The sequence below is a fragment of the Streptomyces auratus genome (assembly GCF_050433025.1).
Classification (GTDB): Bacteria; Actinomycetota; Actinomycetes; order Streptomycetales; family Streptomycetaceae; genus Streptomyces; species Streptomyces sioyaensis.
In genome coordinates this window covers 92,943-114,053 of record NZ_JBNGCB010000001.1, presented here as the reverse complement: position 1 = coordinate 114,053, position 21,111 = coordinate 92,943, and the positions used below count along the sequence as shown (strand labels likewise).

At 68.7% G+C, this 21,111-nt stretch carries 13 protein-coding genes and 2 pseudogenes; 5 read left to right on the top strand and 10 right to left on the bottom strand.

The window, feature by feature from the left end; translation table 11 throughout:
• The first annotated feature begins 48 nt into the window (after positions 1-48).
• Positions 49-1,248, top strand: a complete 1,200-nt coding sequence (locus BKA18_RS00465) for a M6 family metalloprotease domain-containing protein (RefSeq protein ID WP_366043565.1) — start codon at positions 49-51, stop codon at positions 1,246-1,248.
• A 74-nt stretch (positions 1,249-1,322) separates the two neighbouring features.
• A pseudogene (locus BKA18_RS00460) lies at positions 1,323-1,512 on the top strand (ArsR/SmtB family transcription factor); the annotation flags it as partial.
• 270 nt (positions 1,513-1,782) lie between these two features.
• On the opposite strand, the gene BKA18_RS00455 reads toward BKA18_RS00460, so the two are convergent.
• The 7 genes from BKA18_RS00455 to BKA18_RS00425 all read right to left on the bottom strand — a co-directional run bounded on the left by BKA18_RS00455 (position 1,783) and on the right by BKA18_RS00425 (position 12,488).
• Positions 1,783-2,736 (bottom strand): helix-turn-helix domain-containing protein, encoded by a 954-nt coding sequence (locus tag BKA18_RS00455; protein ID WP_366043564.1) that lies wholly within the window; start codon positions 2,734-2,736, stop codon positions 1,783-1,785.
• Entirely contained in the window at positions 2,733-3,464 is a 732-nt protein-coding gene (locus tag BKA18_RS00450) for a helix-turn-helix domain-containing protein (RefSeq protein WP_366043563.1), read from the bottom strand. Before BKA18_RS00450 ends, BKA18_RS00455 begins: the two co-directional genes overlap by 4 nt.
• Positions 3,465-3,823: 359 nt before the next feature.
• The gene (locus BKA18_RS00445; protein WP_366043562.1) at positions 3,824-4,111 is read right to left on the bottom strand and encodes a hypothetical protein; all 288 of its coding nucleotides are present in this window, start codon (positions 4,109-4,111) and stop codon (positions 3,824-3,826) included.
• 42 nt (positions 4,112-4,153) lie between these two features.
• Complete coding sequence (locus BKA18_RS00440; protein WP_366043561.1) at positions 4,154-5,950, bottom strand: hypothetical protein; 1,797 nt, start codon at positions 5,948-5,950, stop codon at positions 4,154-4,156.
• A gap of 116 nt (positions 5,951-6,066) precedes the next feature.
• Complete coding sequence (locus BKA18_RS00435) at positions 6,067-6,339, bottom strand: WXG100 family type VII secretion target (protein ID WP_366043560.1); 273 nt, start codon at positions 6,337-6,339, stop codon at positions 6,067-6,069.
• 162 nt (positions 6,340-6,501) lie between these two features.
• Entirely contained in the window at positions 6,502-8,160 is a 1,659-nt protein-coding gene (locus BKA18_RS00430; protein ID WP_366043559.1) for a protein kinase domain-containing protein, read from the bottom strand.
• A gap of 122 nt (positions 8,161-8,282) precedes the next feature.
• Positions 8,283-12,488, bottom strand: coding sequence for a type VII secretion EssC family protein (locus tag BKA18_RS00425; protein WP_366043558.1), 4,206 nt, complete (start codon positions 12,486-12,488; stop codon positions 8,283-8,285).
• A gap of 691 nt (positions 12,489-13,179) precedes the next feature.
• Here BKA18_RS00425 and BKA18_RS00420 point away from each other — a divergent pair.
• Entirely contained in the window at positions 13,180-13,947 is a 768-nt protein-coding gene (locus tag BKA18_RS00420) for a helix-turn-helix domain-containing protein (protein WP_366043883.1), read from the top strand.
• Between the two features lie 378 nt (positions 13,948-14,325).
• Here the strand turns inward: BKA18_RS00420 and BKA18_RS00415 are convergent, their stop codons facing one another.
• Both BKA18_RS00415 and BKA18_RS00410 read right to left on the bottom strand, forming a co-directional pair.
• Positions 14,326-15,222, bottom strand: coding sequence for a C1 family peptidase (locus BKA18_RS00415; RefSeq protein ID WP_366043557.1), 897 nt, complete (start codon positions 15,220-15,222; stop codon positions 14,326-14,328).
• An 875-nt stretch (positions 15,223-16,097) separates the two neighbouring features.
• Positions 16,098-17,309: pseudogene (locus BKA18_RS00410) on the bottom strand (alkaline phosphatase D family protein); the annotation flags it as partial.
• Between BKA18_RS00410 and BKA18_RS00405 the strand changes: the two are divergent.
• Positions 17,308-17,949, top strand: a complete 642-nt coding sequence (locus BKA18_RS00405; protein ID WP_366043881.1) for a class I SAM-dependent methyltransferase — start codon at positions 17,308-17,310, stop codon at positions 17,947-17,949. The pseudogene BKA18_RS00410 and the gene BKA18_RS00405 sit on opposite strands and share 2 nt — an antisense overlap.
• 347 nt (positions 17,950-18,296) lie before the next feature.
• Here the strand turns inward: BKA18_RS00405 and BKA18_RS00400 are convergent, their stop codons facing one another.
• Entirely contained in the window at positions 18,297-19,106 is an 810-nt protein-coding gene (locus BKA18_RS00400; protein WP_366043556.1) for a hypothetical protein, read from the bottom strand.
• A gap of 938 nt (positions 19,107-20,044) precedes the next feature.
• Between BKA18_RS00400 and BKA18_RS00395 the strand changes: the two genes are divergently transcribed.
• Positions 20,045-20,911 (top strand): hypothetical protein, encoded by an 867-nt coding sequence (locus tag BKA18_RS00395; protein WP_366043555.1) that lies wholly within the window; start codon positions 20,045-20,047, stop codon positions 20,909-20,911.
• Positions 20,912-21,111: the final 200 nt, after the last annotated feature.

Here is a 21,111-nt window from a genome sequence, read left to right as displayed (position 1 = left end):
CTTTCCCTCCCTCCCTTCCCTCTTTCCGCTGCCTCCGATGGGAGAGCCATGTCCGCCCTGCCGACCCGACTGCGGCCCCTCGCCGCGGCATTCGCCCTCGTTTCCTGCCTCACCGCCCCGGCTACGGCGGGTGCGGAGACCAAGCCCAGTTCGCCTGCCCCAGCCCCAGCCCCAGCCGCTGAGTGCGCTCTCCCCGGCAAGACCGGCTGGACCGACGAAGGCCACCACACCGACGCGGCCCAATTCCAGCCCGCCGGCGGCAACCACCGCGTCCTGACCCTTTTCGTGGACTTCCCCGACGCACAGGCCACGGACTCCACGGACGCGTATGCCACCCAACTCGCCCCGGCCGCCGACTGGATGAACAGAGCCAGCTACGGCCGCTCCCGACTCGCCATCAGCTCGTTGCACCGCTGGATCCGGATGCCCGCGGACTCCACCTCGTACGGCTTCACTCGCGGCCTCACCTTCGAGGCCCACGAGAAGTACCTACGTGACGCGATCACCGCCGCCGACCCCTACGCGGACCTTTCCCGGTACGACATGGTCTACGTCGTCCCCACGAAGGCGGCGGCCGCGATCTCCTTCTCCCCGACCTACCTCTACGACCCGTCCACGCCCGGAGTCACCGCCGACGGCACCCGCATCAAATGGGCGGTCACCTTCGGGCAGGACATGTGGCGCTGGGGATACAAGGTGGCCGACCACGAGACCGGGCACACCTTCGGTCTCCCGGACCTGTACTCCTTCACCGGAGCCACCCACCAGTACGTCGGCGGCTGGGACGTCATGGGCAATATCGCCGGCCCCGCCCCGCAGTACCTGGGCTGGCACTCCTGGAAGCTCGGCTGGACCCGCGACGCCCAGGTCGCCTGCCTGCCGGGGCCCGGACGCCGCACCGCAAAGCTGACCCCGGTGGAGCGCCCCGGCGGGACCAAGATCGCCGTACTGCGCACCGGCGAGAGCACGGCGTACATCGCCGAATCCCGCCGCGCCGAGGGCAACGACAAGGGCGCCTGCTCCACCGGCGTCCTCATCTACAAGGTCGATTCCGCCACCCAGACCGGCGAGGGACCGGTCAGGATCATGAACGCCCACCCGACCGCCACCCCGCCCACCGGCTGCACCCAGCTGGACCTGGCCGCCTACAAGCCCGGCCAGACCTTCACCGATCCGGACACCGGAGCCCGGATCGATGTCCTCGCGGGCGGCGGCGCAGGGGATGTGGTGCGGCTCAGCAAGGGCTGACGGTCAGCCGCGCAGCCGGGCGTCTTCAGGCGCGCGCCGTCCGGCGGCGCTGTTGCTCGCGCCAGTTGGGGTGCACGTGGACCAACCTCTCCAACCACCTGCGGGTGCTGCGCGAGGCGGGCGTGGTCGAGACCGAGCCGTGCGGTAGGTACACCTACTACAAGCTGCGCCCGGACGCCATCGCCTCCCTCGCCGGTCAGTTCGCCGACCTCGCGGATACCGCGCGCCACCGCCGAAGCGAACCTCAAGCGGTCCTGCCCCTGATCCCCGCGCCGTACCGTCGTGACAGCACCAAGGAGGACGGCCCGCCGCGGCGGCGGCTCCTGGCGCGAAGCGGAGGCGGTCGGTGCGCGCGGGGTGGTTTCGGCGAGGCCGCGGGGTGAGTGGGGCGAGCGCGAACTGATCCGCGCGGGCTACCAGGCCATGACGGGAGAAGGCGATGGCCAGGACTTCCGGAGCCTGGAAGCTGCCGCCCGCGCCGCCGGGCTCCACGTCGACAAAGCCCGCCTCGCGCAGCACCTTGAGGTGGTCTGCCTAGCCGGCGTCGCCAAAACATTCTCGACCGGGTTGGTTGCTGGCCGGGTAATAGCAGGCGCGGAGGCTGGCGGGCCGAGGCGCGGCGATCATCGTCGTGGTGGTGATCGCCTCTTGATCTGCCGGCCGGGTTGTTCTCACGGCGGTCTGGGGGTGTGCGCCGGATCCGGTGATCTCGATACGGAAGCCGGGGTGGGTTGGCCAGGTGCGCAGCCATCCGGCGCGGCAGCTCGGGCTCAGGCGGATTTCGAGCCGAGTGCCGTCGGCTGCCGTGTGAGAGGCCAAGGTGGTGGGGTCCTCACACGCGGTCGTGCGCGGGTTTCGGCCTTCGCACGACCGCAGTTGGCAGATGGGCGCGCGGGTGGCCGATACGGGAGTGGTGGTCCGGGATGCGTGGATGATGGCGGCGCTGGTGACCATCGCCGCGCACAGCAGGAGGACACTGGCCGCGCTGGTCTTGGGGCGTGTGGTGATCAGGTCGGAGGTGGCCACCAGCACTCGGCGTGGAAGTCCGCCAGGCTGCGGGGACGGTGGGCCATCGGGTGTGACGGCTTCAGCGGCGACCGCCTTCGGGGAGGTCTGGCCAGGGTGAGGAGGGATCGTGTGCCCGCGTCCGCTCCAGGCTGCATCCGCCAGTTCCCACTGCGCGAGGATCTCGTCGTGGTTCTCTTGGGCGGCCCGGCACAGGGCCTGTACGGCATGACGGGGCGGGAACTGCTTGCCGTTGAGGTACCGGTCCCAGGATGACCTGCTGATGGCCGTGTCCTCCGCCAGCTCGGCCAGACTCAGGTGGCTGCGGTCTTTCAACTGGCGTAGTTCGGCGACCAGATGAGCGCACTCCTCCGGCAACCTCTCGGGCAGCCGGCGCCAGTCATCCGTCCCCCGTGAAGACCCCACTGTCCGTGCTCCTCCTGCGTCGTCATCGGTCGTTGCACGTGGTTCAGCAACGTTCATTGCACGTGGCGCAGCAACGCCCACGTCTGCTCGCCGACGGTCCCGTCGGCAGGCACGTGGTCTTCGTGCTGCAACTGCTTGACCCTTGCTTCCGTGTGTTCGCCGAAGTACCCGTCCACATCGCCGGCAGAGAGCTTGTGGCGCCGCAGCAGGCACTGCACTTCCGCAGCGTCGGGGCCGGTGGAGTTGCGCATGACCAGATGGGATGTCGTGGTGCTGTTGCCGGCGAACAGCAGATCACCGTGCCGGGTGTAGGCGCAGGTGTACTTGCCCACCCCGGCCATGGCGCCTTGCGGGCTCGCAGGGTTGTGCTGCCCCCAGGGATCGACGATCAGCAGGATCGAGACAACCACGGACAGCAGCAGCGCACCCGCAGCGAGGGACAGTGCCGCGACCCGGATCTCCGGCCGGTCAGGGGCCGCCTCCCGGTCAGTCGCGCTGCTCCCGGCCGAAGCTTCCGTAGCGGTGTTCCACGTCCCTTCGGCAGCCGCCCGCAAGGCCAGTAGCGATACGGCATCCGCTCCGGCCAACTTGGCCAGGTTCTCCACAGCCATTTCGGGCGGCAGCACCTTCCCGTTGAGATACCGCTCCCACGACGAGGCGCTGAAAGGCGTCTTAGCTTGGAGTGATTTCAAGCTCAGGCCGGTGTGGTCCTTCAGTCGTCGCAGCTCGGCCACGAGCTGCCGCCCGTGCGGATCCAGCGACCCGGGCAACGCCTTCCACGTCACGAGACCCCCGACAGCGCAAGTGCCACGAGGTCACGGCCCGACCACAGTCCTGCGCTCCCACCAGTCTGCTCTCATCCCGCTGCGGCCGGGGCGCATTCTCCTGCCTGGCCGCAGCCATGCTCTTGATCCGGCCACCGGTACGGCGTCCCATAACGCCCAACGCTGCCGTGGGTTACGTCTCCCCCCAGCACGTATCCGCAGGGCCGGGGCCAGATGCGTCCCGAGACTATTCGGCGGTAGTGATTGGCGCGATCGCAGCGCCGACGAGATGGTCAAACAGTCACGAGACAGGGCGAGTTGGTCGCGTCGAGCGAGTGCCGACGCCCATGTGAACTGACGCCATGGGCCGGGAGCGAATGCTATGGATGCTCCTTGGACCTGAGGTCATGGGCGGAGTTCTTGAGGTTGTGGGCGGTCCGCTCGAAACCGCCGGGCAGTCGCTCGAGTTGGGCCCTGATCTGGCGAAGCTCCTCGGTGAACCGTTCGGCGGCCGGGCCCGACCACACCTGGTTGCCGGCTGCCCTGGCCCCGGTTCCGCTCCGGCCGGCCGAACCCATCGGCAGGCCACTCAGCAGTTGTTCGACCATCCCCTTCCAGCCGGCGAACTCCCGGGCCAGCTGCTCCTTGTCTTCCGCGGCACCGCTCATGCCCGCACGCCCCCTTCTCTGGGCAGTTCACCCGCGCCGCCGCTACTTCTTCGCCTTGTCATTCTCGAGCGCCCCCAGTGACAGTGCGGTATAGCAATTGACCAGGTTGTCATAGTCACCCCCTATATAGCCGAGGTGTGCGGCAGTCAGCTCCTTGCGCACCCTCGCCGCGTATGCGTCCGTCAGAATCGACCTTGAGTCGCCGGGGCGCTGGTCTGAAAGCATCCATTCGGCGAGCTTGTGCTGCGGGTCGCCCAAGCCGTACTTGACACCGAAACCGACGAAAGGATCGCTGATGCCAGGCGTCTTACCCACTCCGATACCGATCACATCACTGACGAAATCCACCTGCTTGTCGTGATCGATTTGCGAGACCTTGCCCGCGCGCAGGAGCAGTCCAACGAAACCCGTCTCCGCCGCCTGCGCTGAGTGAGCGTCCTCCCAGAATTGGCTTTGGACATTATGGCTGTTCAGGTTGCGCAGGCGTGCGACCATGGCCGTCGACAACACTGGGTACTGCTGCATGTTCTCGCGCGCGGCGTCCTCAAGCGCATGGCGTCCCGCTGGATTGCTGACCAGGCCGGCGAGGAAGTCCCGGACGTCCGGAAAGTAGTCCTGGGGGTTTTTGGTCGCCAAGCCTGGGATGATCGGCGCGTTCGGCATGTACTTGTTGTTGATCGGCGTGTGATTCAGTTCCGCCGCATTGAGTCCCTGCATGAAACTCAGCCACGGAATATACGGCTTGAGTCGCTCGGTCAGTGCTGTCGCCAGGTCCGGCGACTGGGACATCAGCTCTCGAATCCGCGGGTCGGCGCCAACCTTGATCAGGTTCGTCCATGCCTGCTGTCGGCTCGGCAGGTCGCCCGCTGAGGAGTCGAGCGCCCGACGCAGGACGGCCGCGAGATCCCGTTGATACTGACGGAGGTGTCCGGAGGAGAGGACGTCCGGGTAGTACAGCTCCTTTGTGTACTTCGGGTCGTGCAGCAGGACCTGGACGACACCCGGCCGGCGCAAGAGCTCGCCGAGCAGGATCTGGCGGGCCGCGACCCCGTCGTCAGTGCCGATGCCCAGGCCAGGCACCGCCCGCAGGTCCAGGATGTGTTGGGCGGCCTCCAGCGCGAACTGATCCGTGTGGCCGTCGCTGAGCCGCAGAAAGATGGCGAGGACGTGGGGGTCGTACTGCAGGACATCCTTACGGACAGCCAGCGGCAGAGTGCCGCCCCGGTCGGCGGCGGCGAACAGGTCGGCCAGCGGCCCGTACTCCTGGCGGAGGTTCTGGAGTCCGTTGCCCATGCCCTGTGCCCGCGCCACGCCGGCCTCAGGGCTGATGCGCGCCGTGAGGATCTTGGCGAAGGTCTCCTTGCCGAGCGCCTTCAGCAGCGCCCCGGCGTAGTAGGGCTCGTACCGGTACGGACCGAGCTTCGCCAACTCTGCCGCCAGCCGTGGCAAGAGACGTGGATCATTCTGGCCCTGCTTCCAGAGTTCCTTGAGCCGCTCGCCTTCCGCTTTGCCGGCCGCCGCGCCCTGTTGCTGCGCCTGCTGGAAGTTCTGGTACGGCATCTCGGCGTTGTGCGGGACGTGATCGAATTCGGAACCGCCGGTCATCGCCTCGATGTACTGGATCCGCCATCGCAGATCACGGGTCCAGAAGTCCAGAGAGGACTGGTATCGCTGAATGGTGGCACTCGCCCCGCTGGCGTCCTGGTCCAGATCGGTGCCGGCCTCGTTCACCCCAGTGGGGATCTTCCGCGCGAGATAGCACACCGGCCCGGCGGCGTCGGTCAACGCATTGAGCAGGGCATGGGCGCCGGCCGGCTCGATGCCGCAGAACTCCGGCACCTGGTTCTCCTCACAGTGATTCGGTCAAGGTGGGCAACGATTCAAGGCGTGGGCAGCTGCCGGTGCGGTGCGACGGGCCGTTCATGAGCCCGCTGCACCGCACCGGTGTTGCCGTATCAGCGAGTGGCCGTCTCGATGTTCTGCGCGCTCTTGGTGACGGCTGTGCTGGCTTCCTCAAGAGCCTGCCGCATCTTCTCGAACGATGCCCTGGCCTCGCTCCAGGCGGACCGGAAACGGTCGGCGGCAGGCCCGGTCCAGATGCGGTCACTGTCGACGGTACGGCTGTTCAGGTCGCTGATGACGCCGTTCAGCTTGCCGGCGTTCGCGGAGAAAATCTTCGCCAATTGCTGCATTTCTTCGATGTTGCCGCCGCGGAGCGGAGTCGACATGATGGGGATATCCCTTCTATTGCATCGCGTTCTGCCCATAGGCGGGCGCTGAAAAGTATTTTTCTGGCTGTGGCTCGGAGTGTCATTGACGGTACGTGCAGGGTCGGTTGACGTACGGTGCACCGGAAAAGGGTGGGTGCGGGCCGGACGGCCAAAAGGAGTTCAGGCCCGCAGCGCCGCCCACGTGTGCACCCCCACCTGGCCATCGACCCTGAGGCCGTGCCTCTGCTGGAACTTCTTCACCGAGGCCAGAGTGTCGGGGCCGAAATTGCCGTCGACCCCGCTCGAACCGATGTCGTAGCCACGGGCCTTGAGAATGCACTGAACCTCGACGACCCGACTTCCGTGGTCGCCGTACTGCGTGAGCGTGGTGCCGGAGTAGGCGTTACAGGCCTTCCACGGCTGCGCGGCGGGTGCTTTCGTCGGTGGCCTGGGGGCGGCGGTGACCGTTCTGGTCCGCTGTTCCGGCGCTGTGGTGGGCACCGTCCTGCCCCCGCCGCGGTTGTCGGCCGGGTTCCCGGGCCGGGAGGTGATGATCACCGTGGGGCGGGCGGCCGGGGGGCGCTGCTTCGGAGGCTCGGCCTTCGTCGGCGCGCCGTGTGTGGGCGGCGAAACAGCAGCCGAAGAAGAATGTTTCACGATCGAGTTGACGGGTCGTCCACCGTGGGGGGACGCCGATCCTGCTCCGTTGAAGATGATCGCCACGGCACCCACCGCGACGACTGCGGCCCCGGCGCCCAGTGCCAGGGGCCAGCGCCGTTTCGAGTTCGCCGGCCGTTCCGTGCGTTCCGGTGCCGGGCGCCGCAGGACGGTCAGCTGGTCCATGGGCGACACGGCCGGCGCCCGGCCGCTCCAGCCGCCCCGGGCGTCGATCACGTCGGCGACCGGCTCCGGCCACCCCACCGCGAACGTGTGCTCCTGTGCGGCGTCGACGACCTCCTGCGGACCGGGCCGCTGCTCCGGGTTCTTGTCCAGGCACCGGCCGATGAGCTCCGCGAGGGACGAGTCGTGTTCGGCCGCCTCGTCGAGCACCTGCGCACTCGGCGGCGAGTAGATCACCCGGTGGATGACGTCACCGGTCGATCCTTCGCCGAAGGGCGCTCTCCCGGTCACGGCCAGCGCGAGGACCGAGCCGAGGGAGAAGACATCGGAGGCCGTGCCGACCTCACCCCCGTCGGCCTGCTCGGGTGACATATAGGCGGGCGTTCCCACATGCTGACCCGTCATGGTCAGTGCGCTGGCCTCGGCGGTGTGTGCGACCCCGAAGTCGATGACTCGCGCTCCGTCCGCGCCCAGCAGCACATTGGACGGTTTCAGATCCCGGTGGACGATCCCGGCGGCGGTGATCGCCGTCAGCGCCTGCCCGATCTCGTGGGCAAGTCGCCACACCACGGGCGCGGGCAGTGGCCCGAACCGGCCCACCGCGTCGGCGAGGCTGAGCCCGGGGACGTACACGGTGGCCATCCACAGGCGTTCCTCGTCGTCGAACCCCGAACCGAGCAGCCCGGCCGTGTACGTCCCGTGAACCCGTCGTACGGCCTCGACCTCGCGCTCGAAGCGGCGGCGGAACCGCTCGTCCTCGGAGTACTCCGGCCGGATCACCTTGACTGCGACCAGCGACCCGGCCTCGTACGCCCCCTCCAGGGAGGCGTCCCGCCCGAGGTAGAGCCGGCCCATCCCCCCGCCGCCCAGCCGGGCGAGCACTCGGTACGAACCGATCTCCCGCGGGTCCGACCCGCGCAACGGCTCCGCGCCGAGCCGCTGGAGGTCGGCCGCGCTCAGCTCGTCGGTACCGGGCCGGCTCGTATCCGCCTCAGCCATTGACAATCCCCCGAGAATTTCCGGTGCGGCCCTCTGGCGCGACCTGCCTGGCAATTGTTTCGACGACGCGATCGGGGGTCATTGACGCCGAGCGCAGACTTGTTGGCCCCCAGCGCACCGCGTCACCGCGCCACCTGCAGGCCCCCCGCGACCCCGTCCGTGACCAGATACCCGCGGCCGGGCATGGCCGCCATACGGTCATGACGGGGGAGAGCGGTGCCCAGGAGGTCGCCGTCGAGATCGTGGTCAGGGGTGAAGAGGATGCCGCAGCGGCTGTCGCGGACGCGCTGGGTCCAGTGGCCGTACGAGCGCCGCAGGGCTTCGGCGCGGCCGGCGGCGATGAGGTGGCTGCCGGGTGCGGGGGTGGAGAGCCAGCCGTCCAGGACTCCGTCCTCGTCCTCCACCGTGTCGGCGTCGTCGACCAGGAGAAGGGTCGGCCCCGGGCGCAGGCGGAGGGCCGCTTCGAGGTCGGCGTACGCGGTGACCAGGCCGGTGAGACCGGCTACGTCACGCAGCGGTGAGCGGCGGGGGGCGAAGGCGACGACTGCGGGCGGAGAGTCGGCCATCATGACCAGGCGGGCGATGGTGCACAGGGCGGTGCTTCGGCCCGAGCGCTGCGGTCCGGCGATCAGGGCATGTTCGTGCTCGTACAACCGCAGGGCGGCACAGCCCAGGGTCTCGGAGTCCAGGCCCACGGGGATCCACCACGGTTCGGTGCCCACCGCCGTCGGTGACGCCAGGTCGGCCGGCCGGACGTCGGCGGGCAGCAGGCCGATGCGGGGAGCGGTGCCGACCGCGCCGGGCCAGCGGGCGGCGGTCGCGGCGACGGCGGCCGGAAGGTCCGCGCCGGGCCAGGCGATCTGGATCACCTGCCGGTTCGCCGCTACCACCGCGCGGCCCGGCACGTACGTGGGAACCGAGCGGCGCGGCACGTCGAAGTACCCGTACTCGGTGGGGTCGGCCATGCGCAGCAGCAGTTTCTGCTGGGTGAGCGCCGCCCAGGCCGAGGGGACGGCGCCGGAGCGGTCGGCGGTGACCGCGAACCGGATGCCGACCGCCGGGCCGTCGGCGTAGACCCGTGCCAGCTCGTCGATGAGGTTCATCCCGGCGACGTCCTTGTCGAAGTCCGAGATCAGCGCGCTGATGTTGTCGAGGAGTACCAGCCAGTCGGGCACGCCCACAGCGCCGCGCGACTTGCGCTCGTCCAGTTCCCGGCGCAGGAGTCTGATGAGGCGGACCTGCCGCTCGCGTTCGGCGGATCCGATGTGGGCGCCGGTGTGCGGGAGCCCCGTCAGCGGAGCGAGGTCACCCGCGCCGAGGTCGAGGGCGAAGAGGTGGCACCGGTCGGGGGGCGTGGAACCGGCGACGGACAGGGCGAGTGAGGCCAGGGCGGTGGACGTTCCCGAGCCGCCGGCTCCGTAGACCAGGAGGTTGCCCGCCGCGGCGTCCCAGCCGACCGGGTACTGCCGCTGGCGGTCCGGGTCGTCGCCGAGGGCGTAGGCAGGCAGGCCGGTGACCTCGGTCTGGAATCCGCGTTCGGCAACCGGCGGGAGGTCCGCCCCACGCACGATCGCGGGCAGCGGATCCGGCCACGGGCGGCGCGGCTCGGCGAAACCGGCCAGGTCAGCCGCCTGCCGGGCCGCCTGGACCAGGCGTTGCAGGTCGGTGGCACCGTCGGGGGCCGCCGCGTCGGCCGGGCCTGGGGCGGGCATGCCCAGGAGGAACGGCAGGGCGCTCACCGCAGCGGTCACCGCCGTTTCCGGGGTGACATCGGTGGACAGAGCGGTCTGCACCGGCAGGACTTCGCGCGCGCTGATCCGGTAGTAGGCGCGTCCCCACTGGCGGTTGCCGATCCCCGCGGCAGCAGGGTTGTCGATCACGTCCTGGGAGTCCCCGGTGCTCTCCAGCCGGAGTGCGAGGCGCAGTTTGACGTTGTTCTTGATGGCGTCGCTGACTGATCCGGCGGGCCGCTGGGTGGCCATGATCAGATGCACGCCGAGGCTGCGCCCGCGCTGCGCAATGCTCACGAGCGAGTCGACGAAGTCCGGCAGGGCCTTCACCAGGGTCGCGAACTCGTCGATCACCACGACCAGCCGGGGCATCGGTTCGAGTTCGGCCCGAGCGGAGTCCCGCTGCCGCTGGTAGTCGCGCAGATGGCTCAGCCCCGTCTCCCGCAACAGGCGTTCACGGTGGTGGAGTTCGGCCTCCAAACAGCGCAGGGCGCGTTCGCTGAGCTGCTCGTCCAGGTCGGTGACCAGGCCGACGGTGTGCGGCAGGGCGGCGCACTCGTCGAGTGCCCCGCCGCCCTTGTAGTCCACCAGGGCGAAGGTCAGATGCTCCGGGTCCGCGTCGACGGACATGCTCGCGATGAGCGTGCGCAGCAACTCGCTCTTGCCGGAACCGGTGGTCCCCGCGATGAGGGCGTGCGGCCCGTCGTCATCGAGGTCGACGGTGAACACATCGCGTTCGGTGACCCCGAGCACGGCCCGGACCCTGAGGGAAGGCGCCCGTTTCCGCCAGTGCTCACCGACCGCGGCTCCGCTGACGCTCTCCAGGTCCAGCAGCGGCAGCAGCGAGATCCGGTCGGGCAACCCCGCGCCCTCGACCCGCATTTCGGGGTCCTCGAACCGGGCCAGCGCACTGGCCGTTCCGCATGCCTCGGACAACGGCATGCCGGTCAGCAGCACGTTCTCGGTGACCTCGCCGGAGACCACATCACGTACCCTCCCGGTGCCCTCCACCGATGCGGTGACCACCGACGTACACAGGGCGGGCAGCCGTGTGGTCAGCACCAGTCCACCGCAGGGTACGGAGTTGCTCGCGAGCAGATCCCGCAGCCGGCAAGGACGGCCCTCCAGCAGCGTGGCACCGTCCACGACCACCAGGAGTACGGGGCCTTCCTTGTCCTCGGTGCCGGCCGAAGCGGCGAGCAACTGCCCAGCCAGCGCGCCCGCCTGCTCCGCGCCGACGGCCACCAGCCTCGTCGTCCCGGAGCGCAGGTCCGCGCCGTGCGGCAGCCACTTCGTCCAGTCCCAGTCGGCGAGCCGGTCGGGATCGGTGAACACCGCCACGGTCACGTCCGCAGGTCCGCTGCCCACCACGGCCTGGCACAGAAGGGACCTGGCGACGGCCAGACACGCCTTCCGGTCACCCTCGAATCCCACCGCCTCGCCCGCCGACAGGCCGACTTCGACCGGCACCTGCGGCAGTACCGTATGGGCGCGCAGAATCTCCGCCGCCTCCGGTGCCGTACCGGAGGACGCGCCGTCCAGCGGCGGGGACCAGGGCAGGTCGGCCGAGCCGACCACGCCGCGGAGGAAGTCCGGCGCGCCGGGACGCCGCTCCCACAGCCCGATTTCCGGCGCCGTCGCCCGGTGTACCACCTCGGCAGGATCGGGATGGGCGGCCCGTCGCGCTCGGATCTCCGCCGCGTGGCGAGCGGCCACCGTCGTCTCGAACTCCGTGAGTTGGGCTGCGTAGTCGCGCCTCCCGCGCCGAAGGGTGAACCTTCCCCGTAGGCGCTCTTCTGCGAAGTTCCCGAGGAACATCAGCGGAGTGAGCGCCGCGATGGCGGCGTAGCGGATGTCTCCGGTGAAGGCAATCACCGCACCGGCCACGACCAGCGGGCCGAGCATGCTGGAGACGCTGAAGGGCGCCCGGTGCGCGCGGGACGGCGGTGCGGGGACCGTGATCGGCGGCCGGTCGCCGGGGCGTCCGCCGCGCGGCGCACGGTTGAAAGGCAGCGTCCCGCCGGGACCCGCCTCGCGGACGGCGTTGACGCGTTGCACGGGGCCGAGACCGCCCAGAGGCAGGACGCGGACCAGGACCTCGCCGCCGAGAGAGACCAGGTCGTCCGGCCCGATCCGGACCGGTTCGTGGATTCTGACGCCACGCACGTCCGTACCGTTGACGGAGTCGAGGTCGGTGACGGTCACCTGGCCGTCCGGGAGAACGACGAAGCAGGCGTGGCGTCGTGACACCCCCGTTGCCACAACTCGCACATCCGCTTCGGCGCCCCGTCCCAGGACCGTTCTGCCTGCCGCCAGCAGCACGGTCCGGCCTGCCTGCAGCCCACCCACGAACCGCAGGACGACGGCCGGCTTGCTCAACCGGTGCGTGACGGGCCTGTCGGCGCGGGCCACCCGCGATCCGTGGACCAGGCCGGACTCGCTCAGTACCGTCTGCGCGGGCAGTACCCGCCCGTCGATACTCAGCTGGCTTCCGGCCATGCCGAGAGCCGCGGCCAGGTCGGCAAGCATCGCGTCCGGCCGGCCGAGCCGCAGTTCCACATCCCGTTCGCTACCGCCGTCGACACAGACGATTCGCACCGCGCGCTGCCTCCACCATGGTCCAGGTACGACGGATCGCCGAGTCTGCCGGAGGCTGCGCCGGGAGGGCATTGGCAGCGCGCGCACAGAGGTTGACTGCCAGCGCAACACCCCCTGGCGGGGCGCCTCGTGCGACGTCTCCGCCGTTCCCTGCCCCAGGGCGCCCCCTGTGCGCCATGTGCCAGCGGGCAGCCGGAGCGCGGGACGTCTCAGGATGTCCCGTGGGACGCCTGATTCCTTCCTGGGACGCCCTCGGCCGGGCAAAGGTGTAGGTGCCGCCGCCCAGTACGGGGTGGCACGCGGCCGGCGGATGTCCGGTGTCAGCGCGCCCGCGACCTGGCTCATCGCCGTGGCACCGCCCGTCGGACAGCCACGCGCCGCAGGCAAACGTCGAACCCCCTCATCGCAGGCAGAGAAGACAGAGACATCTGTCGACCAGAGAAAGGCACCACCGCTCGTGAACGGCATCCAGCCGCAATGTCGGAACCTCCCAGCGTCCGATGGGTTTGACCACCCCCCGGAGTCGGCCCGGGGCCCTGCTCCCCGGCGGACCCATGGTCAGACCGAGGACATACGGCTGTGGGAATTCGGTCAGGTACGGGTGTCCGTACTGACACTGCCCGCACGGCCAAGGACACGCACGCGCCACACACTCCCGTACTCGGACCCGAGGACATGGCATCTCTCGTTGGTGTCCCACGCCGCGACGCCGCCAGGCCCAGACCATGACGGTACCCAGCGGGACACCGGCACGCTGATGCTCTGGGAAGGCTCGCCTCCGCTCGACGCTCCTGCGCTCACTGGCACCAGCACCAGCACGGAACCGACGGAGCGGGCCATCGTTTTGCATCTCCCGCTCGCCATCTTGCCGGTGCCGGAGCCCACACTGCGGCACCTGGCGGCACAACCGATACCGCCCACAACCGGGCCCGGGTTACTTCTGGCACGTTTCATGGAAGGGCTCGCGGATCAGTGCGCGACGCTCGAAACGAAACTGGCCTTGCGACTCGGGTCGGCGGCAGTGGACCTCTCAGCCGTGTTCCTCATGAATCTCGCCGATGCACGGGGTCTCCTGCTCCCTCAACCTCGCAAAGCAGAGCTCCTTGGAGAGATCAAGTCCTTCGTGATGCAAAACCTCGGCGAGCCGCGGCTGTCCCCAGCGCTGATCGCTTCCGCACATCACATCTCGGTGCGGTACCTGCACTGTCTCTTCCAGGCGGACAAGCACACGGTGAGCGGATTTCTCCGCGAACAGCGCCTGGAACGCTGCCGCGCCGAGCTGGCCGACCCCGCCCACGCCGCACGGAGCGTCGGCGCGATCCGAGCGCGCTGGGGCTTCCCGGACGCCGCGGTGTTCGGGCGCGCGTTCAAGAGGACCTACGGGGTCTCGCCGGGCGAGTACCGCAAGCGGCGGCTTGAGGCACCTTGCCCCAGCTGCAGGAGCGCCGAACACCGCTAAGACCGGCTCGGCCGCTGTCGCACCTGCTGGGCCAGCCCAGGAAGCTCAGCCGCTACGGGGTCGGTGAGACCTGTGTGAGAGCTGGTGACACGTCGAAGCCCGCCGCCCCGGCGAGGAACCCCATGAGGAGGCAACTGGCTGCCGTTCTGGGCCCAACTGGCTGCCACCGGGTCTTGCCCAATCCCGCCTCTCCCTCGACGAGCACCAACACCGGCGCGCCCCGCTGCGGCCCACGCGAGCGGCTCCCGTATGGCCGTATCCCACTCGTGCTCGCGCGTCCGGTCCCCCCTTCGCCGGCAGGCCGTTGCGAACACCATCGCCGCATCGTGGAGCGGCACCTCCCCGGTGCCGGCGAGGACCGGGGAGGTGCCTCGTGCATCAGCTCTTGACGAGCTTCCCCATGGCAGAGACCTCATCGACGTCACCGGTGTCGAAGAAGCTCCACGGCACGGTGAAGAAGCCGCCGTCTCCCCAGTTGCCGCCCCAGCTGTTCTCGATCTTCACGCCCTTGTCGTTGTAGCCGACGATGGTCACCTCGTGTCCGCCTTCGACCGGGTCGCTGTTGGAGTTCCCGGGGAGGTAGCTGAAGCTCGACGCGGTCTCGGCGTCCATGTCCATGAAGCTCTGGTGCACGGTGAACCCGATCGGCACCGGCATGCCCTGCGATATCGCGTCCTGTATGGCGGCCTTGGCCTTCGAACCTCTGGTGGGCAGCTGTTGCCACCCCGACAACTCGTAATGTGCCGCGTTCGCACGCTCGTTGTCGTCGGGCTGGGTCGTGTAGTCGAAGTCGCCCTGCCAGTAGTCGTCCTTGGTATCGATGCCCTGCTTCTGTTCCATGGGCAATGCGACGCTGGCCCAGGTGCCCTGGTCGTTGCCCTGAGCGATCTGCGAGTAGATGAACATCGGCGCCATCGGAGAGCCGCTGATGCCCTGCTCCTTCATCAATATGCCGTAGCCGGAGTAACCGGTGGCCCAAGTGACGCAGGAACCAACCCTTCCTTGGTTGCCGGGCGAGAGCGCGTACGTGCTCAGGTCGAAGCTCGACGGTACGTCACCGGACCGCGGGCGCGGTGCCTGCAGCGCCCCGTGCTTCACCGGTGACTTGGGGGCCTTGTGCGCTCTGAGCGCGGCGAGATCGAGGCCCATTCCGTGCTCGTGCTGCTGGGAATGGACGGGCGCGGTGTTGGCCGCGGTCGCGTTGGTGGCGACCACAGTCGCCAAGCAGGACACCGCGAGCGCGGTGCCGACGCTGAGGGTTCGCTTGATACGCACGTTTCGACTCCTTGATGTGAACTGCTGAGAGCAGCAGGGGTGGTGGATCGGGTCGTGAGGGCGCCAAGCCATCGCGAGTGCAGCCCGCCGCTCGAATTGCCGTTGCGCTCGCGATTTCACGAGCGGCGGATCGAGGCATGGCTGCATCGCCGCAAGGCGGCTGACTGTTGTCGGATCTGTGATCCGGTGGGCGCGAAAGCACGACGCCAATGGGTGGTCCGCGCGCGTGTGGGGGAGGTGGCACGGTGGGGGGCTCCTGTGTCAGGAACATGCCAATACGAAGCTCACGGTCATGCCTGGGAACTGGTCGCAGTCATGCCGAGTGAAGGGGGGTGGGAGACGCCAGGATCGCTTAACGGCGCTGTGGGGGATTCGGTTGATGGTCCGGCCGTCGACCCGCGCAGAAGTAAAGCAAGGCTCTGTATTCCCAGTCAATGCTCAGTACCAAGCAATTTATTCATCGCGTCATCCAGGCGTCACTGCTGGATGGCCTTTCAGGCTTACCTGCAAGCACCTGCCGCTCCACGCATTCCCGCAGGTAAGCCCGGTCAAGGACGTCGCGAATCGGGTTGTCTGGTTACTGGTAACTACCCTACGACCGCGTTGAGTTATGGAGCCACGCGGCTTCCCGCGTTGTGGCCCCACCGACACGAGAGCACCAAATGGATTTGTCCAGCCGGATCCAATACCGGCTCACCGAGTTAGTTTGCGGCAGGCTTTAGTGAACTTCCGTGAGGTGTACCAGGTGTACTTCGCATGCTCGCTATCGCAACGTTGCGATGCGATGGCTGGCCCGGGCCTGCCGTCCGTCTTGTACGCGCGCTGACCAGGACGCGGGTGTCGAGCGCTTCGGCCTTCCTGGTCCTGCGGTTTTCTCAGCGCTGCGGGTCGATCGCCACGGAGTAGAGCACCTTTCCGTCGATGTCGCGCAGCCGTACGGTCATGACCTCGGACGAGCCGTCGATGTCGACCTCGCCGAAGAACTGGTAGCCGTACGCCGGATTGTTGTGCACCGTGTCCGGGGCGAGGGACTGGAAGCGCACCTGGGGGCCGAACGTGCCGTCGAGCTTGTTGGGCTGGTTCGCGACGAGGGCGTTGAGCGGTCCGGAGACGAACTCCCAGAACGGCGTGAAGTCCTGGAAAGCCGCCTTGTCCGGGTCGTAGTAGTGGGCGGCGGTGTAGTGCACGTCCGCGGTGAGCCAGACCGTGTTGGGGATGTGCCGCCGGTGGATGAAGGACAGGACCCGGGCGATCTCCCCTTCGCGGCCCAGCGGAGCGCCGCCGTCGCCCTGCGCTACCGCCTCCTGGGCGGCGGCGCCGTCCGGCACCACGAGCGCCAGCGGCATGTCCGCGGCGATCACCTTCCAGGTGGCCCGCGAGGCCGCCAGCTCGCGTTCGAGCCATGCGACCTGCTTCGCGCCCATGATCCCGCTGTCCGTGGCGGGTCCGGTGTTCGCGCTGTTGGCGTCCCGGTAGGTGCGCATGTCGAGTACGAAGACGTCGAGGAGCGGCCCGTGCCGGATGACCCGGTGGACGCGGCCGTCGGCGCTGGGACCCGTCTCGATCGGCAGGTACTCGAAGAGCGCCTGGCGGGCGCGGGCGGCGAGGACGTCCACCCGCCGCTCGGTGTAGCGGGTGTCGGTGAGCACTTCGCCCGGATACCAGTTGTTGAGGACCTCGTGGTCGTCCCACTGGTTGATCTGCGGGACGGCCGCGGCGAAGGCGCGGAGGTTCTCGTCCATGAGGTTGTACTTGTGCTGGCCGCGGAACTCGGCCAGGGTCTCGGCGACCTTGGACTTCTCCGGGGTCACCAGGTTGCGCCAGACGCGGCCGTCCGGGAGGGGCCGGGTCTCGGATATCACGCCGTCGGCATACCAGAAGTCGCCGCTGCACAGGAAGAAGTCCGGGTCGCGCTCCGCCATGGCCCGGAAGATGCGGTAGCCGCCGGCGTCCGGGTTGATTCCCCAGCCCTGGCCCGCCAGATCGGCGGACCAGACGAAGCGCACGTCGTCGCGGACCGCGGGCGCCGTGCGCAGCCGGCCGGTCGCGGGCTCGCCCACGAGCGAGGCGTCGCCCGCATCCGACATCCCCTCGCCTGCCGACGGATACGTCGGAGACCCCGCGCTGCGGGCGGAGTGGGACAACCGGTACGCCGACCGACAACAGTTGTGGAGCGGCCAGCCCAACGGTGCGCTCGTGGCTGAGGCCGGCGGGCTCACACCCGGACGGGTGCTCGACGTCGGCTGTGGTGAGGGCGCGGACGCCGTCTGGCTCGCGTGCGGTGGCTGGGATGCGACCGCACTCGAAGTCTCGGGCGTGGCGCTTAAGCGGGCGGCCGGGCACGCGCGGGACACGGCTGTCGCCGTGCGCTGGGTACACGCCGCACTCACCGAGGCCGCACTTCCGCCGGCCTCCTTCGACCTGGTCTCCGCGCAGTACCCGGCCTTGCTGCGCACCCCAGACGCCGCGGCCGAACGAGCGCTGCTCGCGGCCGTCGCGCCCGGCGGCGTACTGCTGCTCGTCCACCATGCGGGGATGGACACCCAACAGGCGGAAGAAAGCGGCTTCGACCCGGCTGACTACGTCTGGCCCTCGATGGTCGCCGATCTACTCGACGACGACTGGGAGGTAGAGGTGGACGAGCAGCGCCCGCGCGTGACACCCGACGGTGGCGCCGGCGCGCACCATACCGACGACCTGGTGCTGCGCGTGCGCCGGCTGCGCTGAGACCCCTTCGCACGCAGCAGACCCGGCAACTGCACAGACTTGATGACCACGGCACTGACAACGGATTGCCGGGGACGCATTTCTCGGGGAGCCCGAGGGACGCATGTCTGGTCCGTGCAGGACTCTGTGCACATGCTGTCGGAACCGAGAAAAGCGTTAATCATGAGCGTCTTTCACGCGAACGAGGCACCCACGATGGGTCGATTCACCCGATCGCACGCCGGTACTCTCGAACCGCTTCGGGGGAACCGTCGGCTGCCCGCCGGGCCAACCGATACCGGCTCGGCCAGCAAGAGTCTCTTCCTGGAGCGGAGGTGGCCGACTTCACCACACAAGCTCCGATCCCCTCAGTCCCTGCCGGGAGAGGCGTCTGCGGCGCTGAGTTGGGCTGGCGGGTACGCAGCAGGATGATGTCCACCAGCGCGGCCCGGTCCCGGACTGCTGCTGTGATCCCACAGGTCGTCAAGGGCTTGACCGATGCGCTTGTAGTTGATGGCGGCGAGGTGCCGGGTTCCTGGGTCGGCAGTGGCGCTTTGCTGGCTCTTCCAGAGGGCGTCGAGGACGGCGAGGAGGGTGCGGCCGGAAATGTCGGCGGTGATGAGGCCGTCGTCCTTTTCGTCTACGGCGCCGGGGAGTCGGAAGTGCTGGCCGCTACTGGATTGAGCAACGAGGAAGTCCCAGTGGTCACGGTGGCACGTGATCTCGGCGTAGGCGATGCCGGCGGCGAGGGTGAGGAGCTGCTCGAAGTCGGCGTTGTCCGGTTCTGCCTGCTGGGCCGGGTGCGTGCTGGTCGGCTCGGGCTCTGCCGTCGTGGTTGCGGCGGTGGTGCGGGTGGCCGCGACTTCCGCACGCCAGCCTTCGACGGCGGCTCTGAGGCTGGCCAATTCGGCGAGGAGCTGTGTGTTGTCGCGTTCGGCCCTGTCGGGTTGTTGTCGCTGGACGTCATTTCGAAGGGCCTGGAGTTCGGTGTGGATGGCGTCGACGCGGGCGTGGGTTGCGGCTGTGGAGTCGCGGGCGTTCTGTGCTGCGGTGAGGGTGGTTTCGACGGCGACGCGGATTCCGGAGACTGCGTTTTCCAGCTTGCCGGGGAGCTCGTTGAGGATCTGGCGTGGGATGTCGCTGATGGCGGCGACGATGCGTTCGGTCTTGAAGGCCACGTGATTCCCCCTGGGTGTTGGTGCCGCGCTGATGCTCCCCTGCGGTGATCGGGTTGACGCGGCGGGTTTCGGCCGCTGTCGACTCGGGGGTGCGTTGGCGTGCAAGGCGTCGTGTTGGAGGTGGGGCCGCCCTGCCTTTTCTATGCGCGCCCGCACGGGTGTTCGTCTCTACGCGCCCCTGCTGAATGCCGGGTGTCCCGTCCAGCAGGGGATGATGCGATCTCCGTTCAGGTCATGCCTCTTGACCTGTGGCGCGTCGAATAGAATTGGACGGTTTCCAGGGGTAGATGACCTGCATTTGCTCGCTGGATGTTGGGTTGAGCTGCGACGCAGCAAATAGTTCCGGACGTCGACTCAGGTTCTCCCGGACGTGTTACTGCACGGCTGGGCCGGTGCGAACGCCTCAGTCACATGCTCCTGCGCGAGGGCGAACGCCGTCCCCCATCATCCGCGTCGGCGGCCGACGCAGCCGCTCCAGCTCCGACGTCTTCAACGCCGCCACCAGCTCACAGGGCAGCGCCGGGCCACGCCCGCGACCTTCGGGCTTCCGGACGGTAAAAGCTCGGCTCCACAGCCGGGAGCATCTCCGAGCAGTCGCGCGAGCACGTCTACCTGGGCGCCGGGTGTGCAAGCGACAGCTGGATGGGCGTGCCCAACGGCGAGTACCGCTTCAAGGGTCGTGCCATGGGTATTGCTGTCCGCGGGCAGTGTCACCACCGACAAAGAAGGTCACAGTGACGAGCCCTCCTTCTGAGCACACGCTCCCGCGCGTTCTCGGTGGCCGAAGAGAACTCTCGGGAGACCAGCCATGACGTTCCCGGGGCCAGCCACAAGGGGCCATCGATCCAACGCGCCCCGCCGTCCGAGCGTCGCATACGAGCCGTGGCCTGCCGAGAATTCCGGGGCGATCATAGGGGGCGCCTCGATACGCTTCGCAGATGTCGGGAAAGCAGCGCCCTGAGGGGACGTTGGGGCTGGACCCGTGGAGCAAGGGGTCCCGCATATGCGGTCTGTGCGGCGAGTACCGCACGATGACCAGGGCCCATGTGCCGCCCCGAGCCGCCGGGAACACCGGCGACGTGACCTGTGCGACGGTCCGCGTGCACAACAAGCAGCGCACCACCGGCCGTCCGAGGACCGGGGGGATGTGGCTGCGGGGCCTGTGCCAGGACTGCAACAACCTCGCCGGCAAGAACTACGACGCGGCCTACGGCGACTTCGCCGCGCGCCTTGCGGTCTACTTCGGTGCACGCAGGCATCTGTTCCTGCCGGCACCCAAGCCCGCTCCGCCTGTCTCTGTGGCACCGGGACGGGTCGCACGGTCGGTCTTGATCGGAATGTTCGCCACCACGCCACACCTGCGCAAGATGTTCCCCGGCCTGGCACGCGACCTTCAGTACCAGCACCCACACATCTCCATGCCCGACGGTGCAACCTTGCGGATGGCGCTGTACCCCTCACACAGCACGCGGCTTGCGAGCATGTCCTACGGGATGAGAGTCATCTCCCGCCGTCAGCACTACAACGTCTTCTCCGAGATCTACTTCCGTCCGCTGGCCTGGACGCTGAGTCCCAGCGACGACCGTCTCGACGATGCCGGGCTGGGGGACTCGGTCCTTGGTACGTGGCCCGTCGTGGACCAATGGCTGCAGTACGGCGACGATGTCACCGCACTCGACCTGCGCGACCTGTGCTGCCGCGGGATCCCCACGGTCGGCCATCCCCTGCGCGATGGACGGGGCGAGTGGGTGGAGGCCTTCCAGAACGACACCGCGGCTTTCCTCGAAGGAAAGATCCCGGCCTGACGCCGAGACAGGCCACGCACGTACGGTTCCGCTGCCTGTGCGTGCAGGGCGTGGCATCGCTCGAAAGGAACGCAAAGCGTTCCGGCCCACACTGTAGTTCGGCCTGAGAGACCGCATGAAGGATCACCTCCTGCAGGGATGTCCGCACCTAACCCGCGCTCACGGGCGGTGTGTTGGGTGGATCCGCTCCGCCCGAGGCT

Coding starts and splice junctions, on each gene's coding strand:
- BKA18_RS00445 (WP_366043562.1), bottom strand. CDS start 4,111: ATGAGCGGTGCCGCGGAAGACAAGGAGCAGCTGGCCCGGGAGTTCGCC.
- BKA18_RS00430 (WP_366043559.1), bottom strand. CDS start 8,160: ATGGCTGAGGCGGATACGAGCCGGCCCGGTACCGACGAGCTGAGCGCG.
- BKA18_RS00395 (WP_366043555.1), top strand. CDS start 20,045: ATGTCGGGAAAGCAGCGCCCTGAGGGGACGTTGGGGCTGGACCCGTGG.
- BKA18_RS00435 (WP_366043560.1), bottom strand. CDS start 6,339: ATGTCGACTCCGCTCCGCGGCGGCAACATCGAAGAAATGCAGCAATTG.
- BKA18_RS00465 (WP_366043565.1), top strand. CDS start 49: ATGTCCGCCCTGCCGACCCGACTGCGGCCCCTCGCCGCGGCATTCGCC.
- BKA18_RS00455 (WP_366043564.1), bottom strand. CDS start 2,736: ATGAACGTTGCTGAACCACGTGCAACGACCGATGACGACGCAGGAGGA.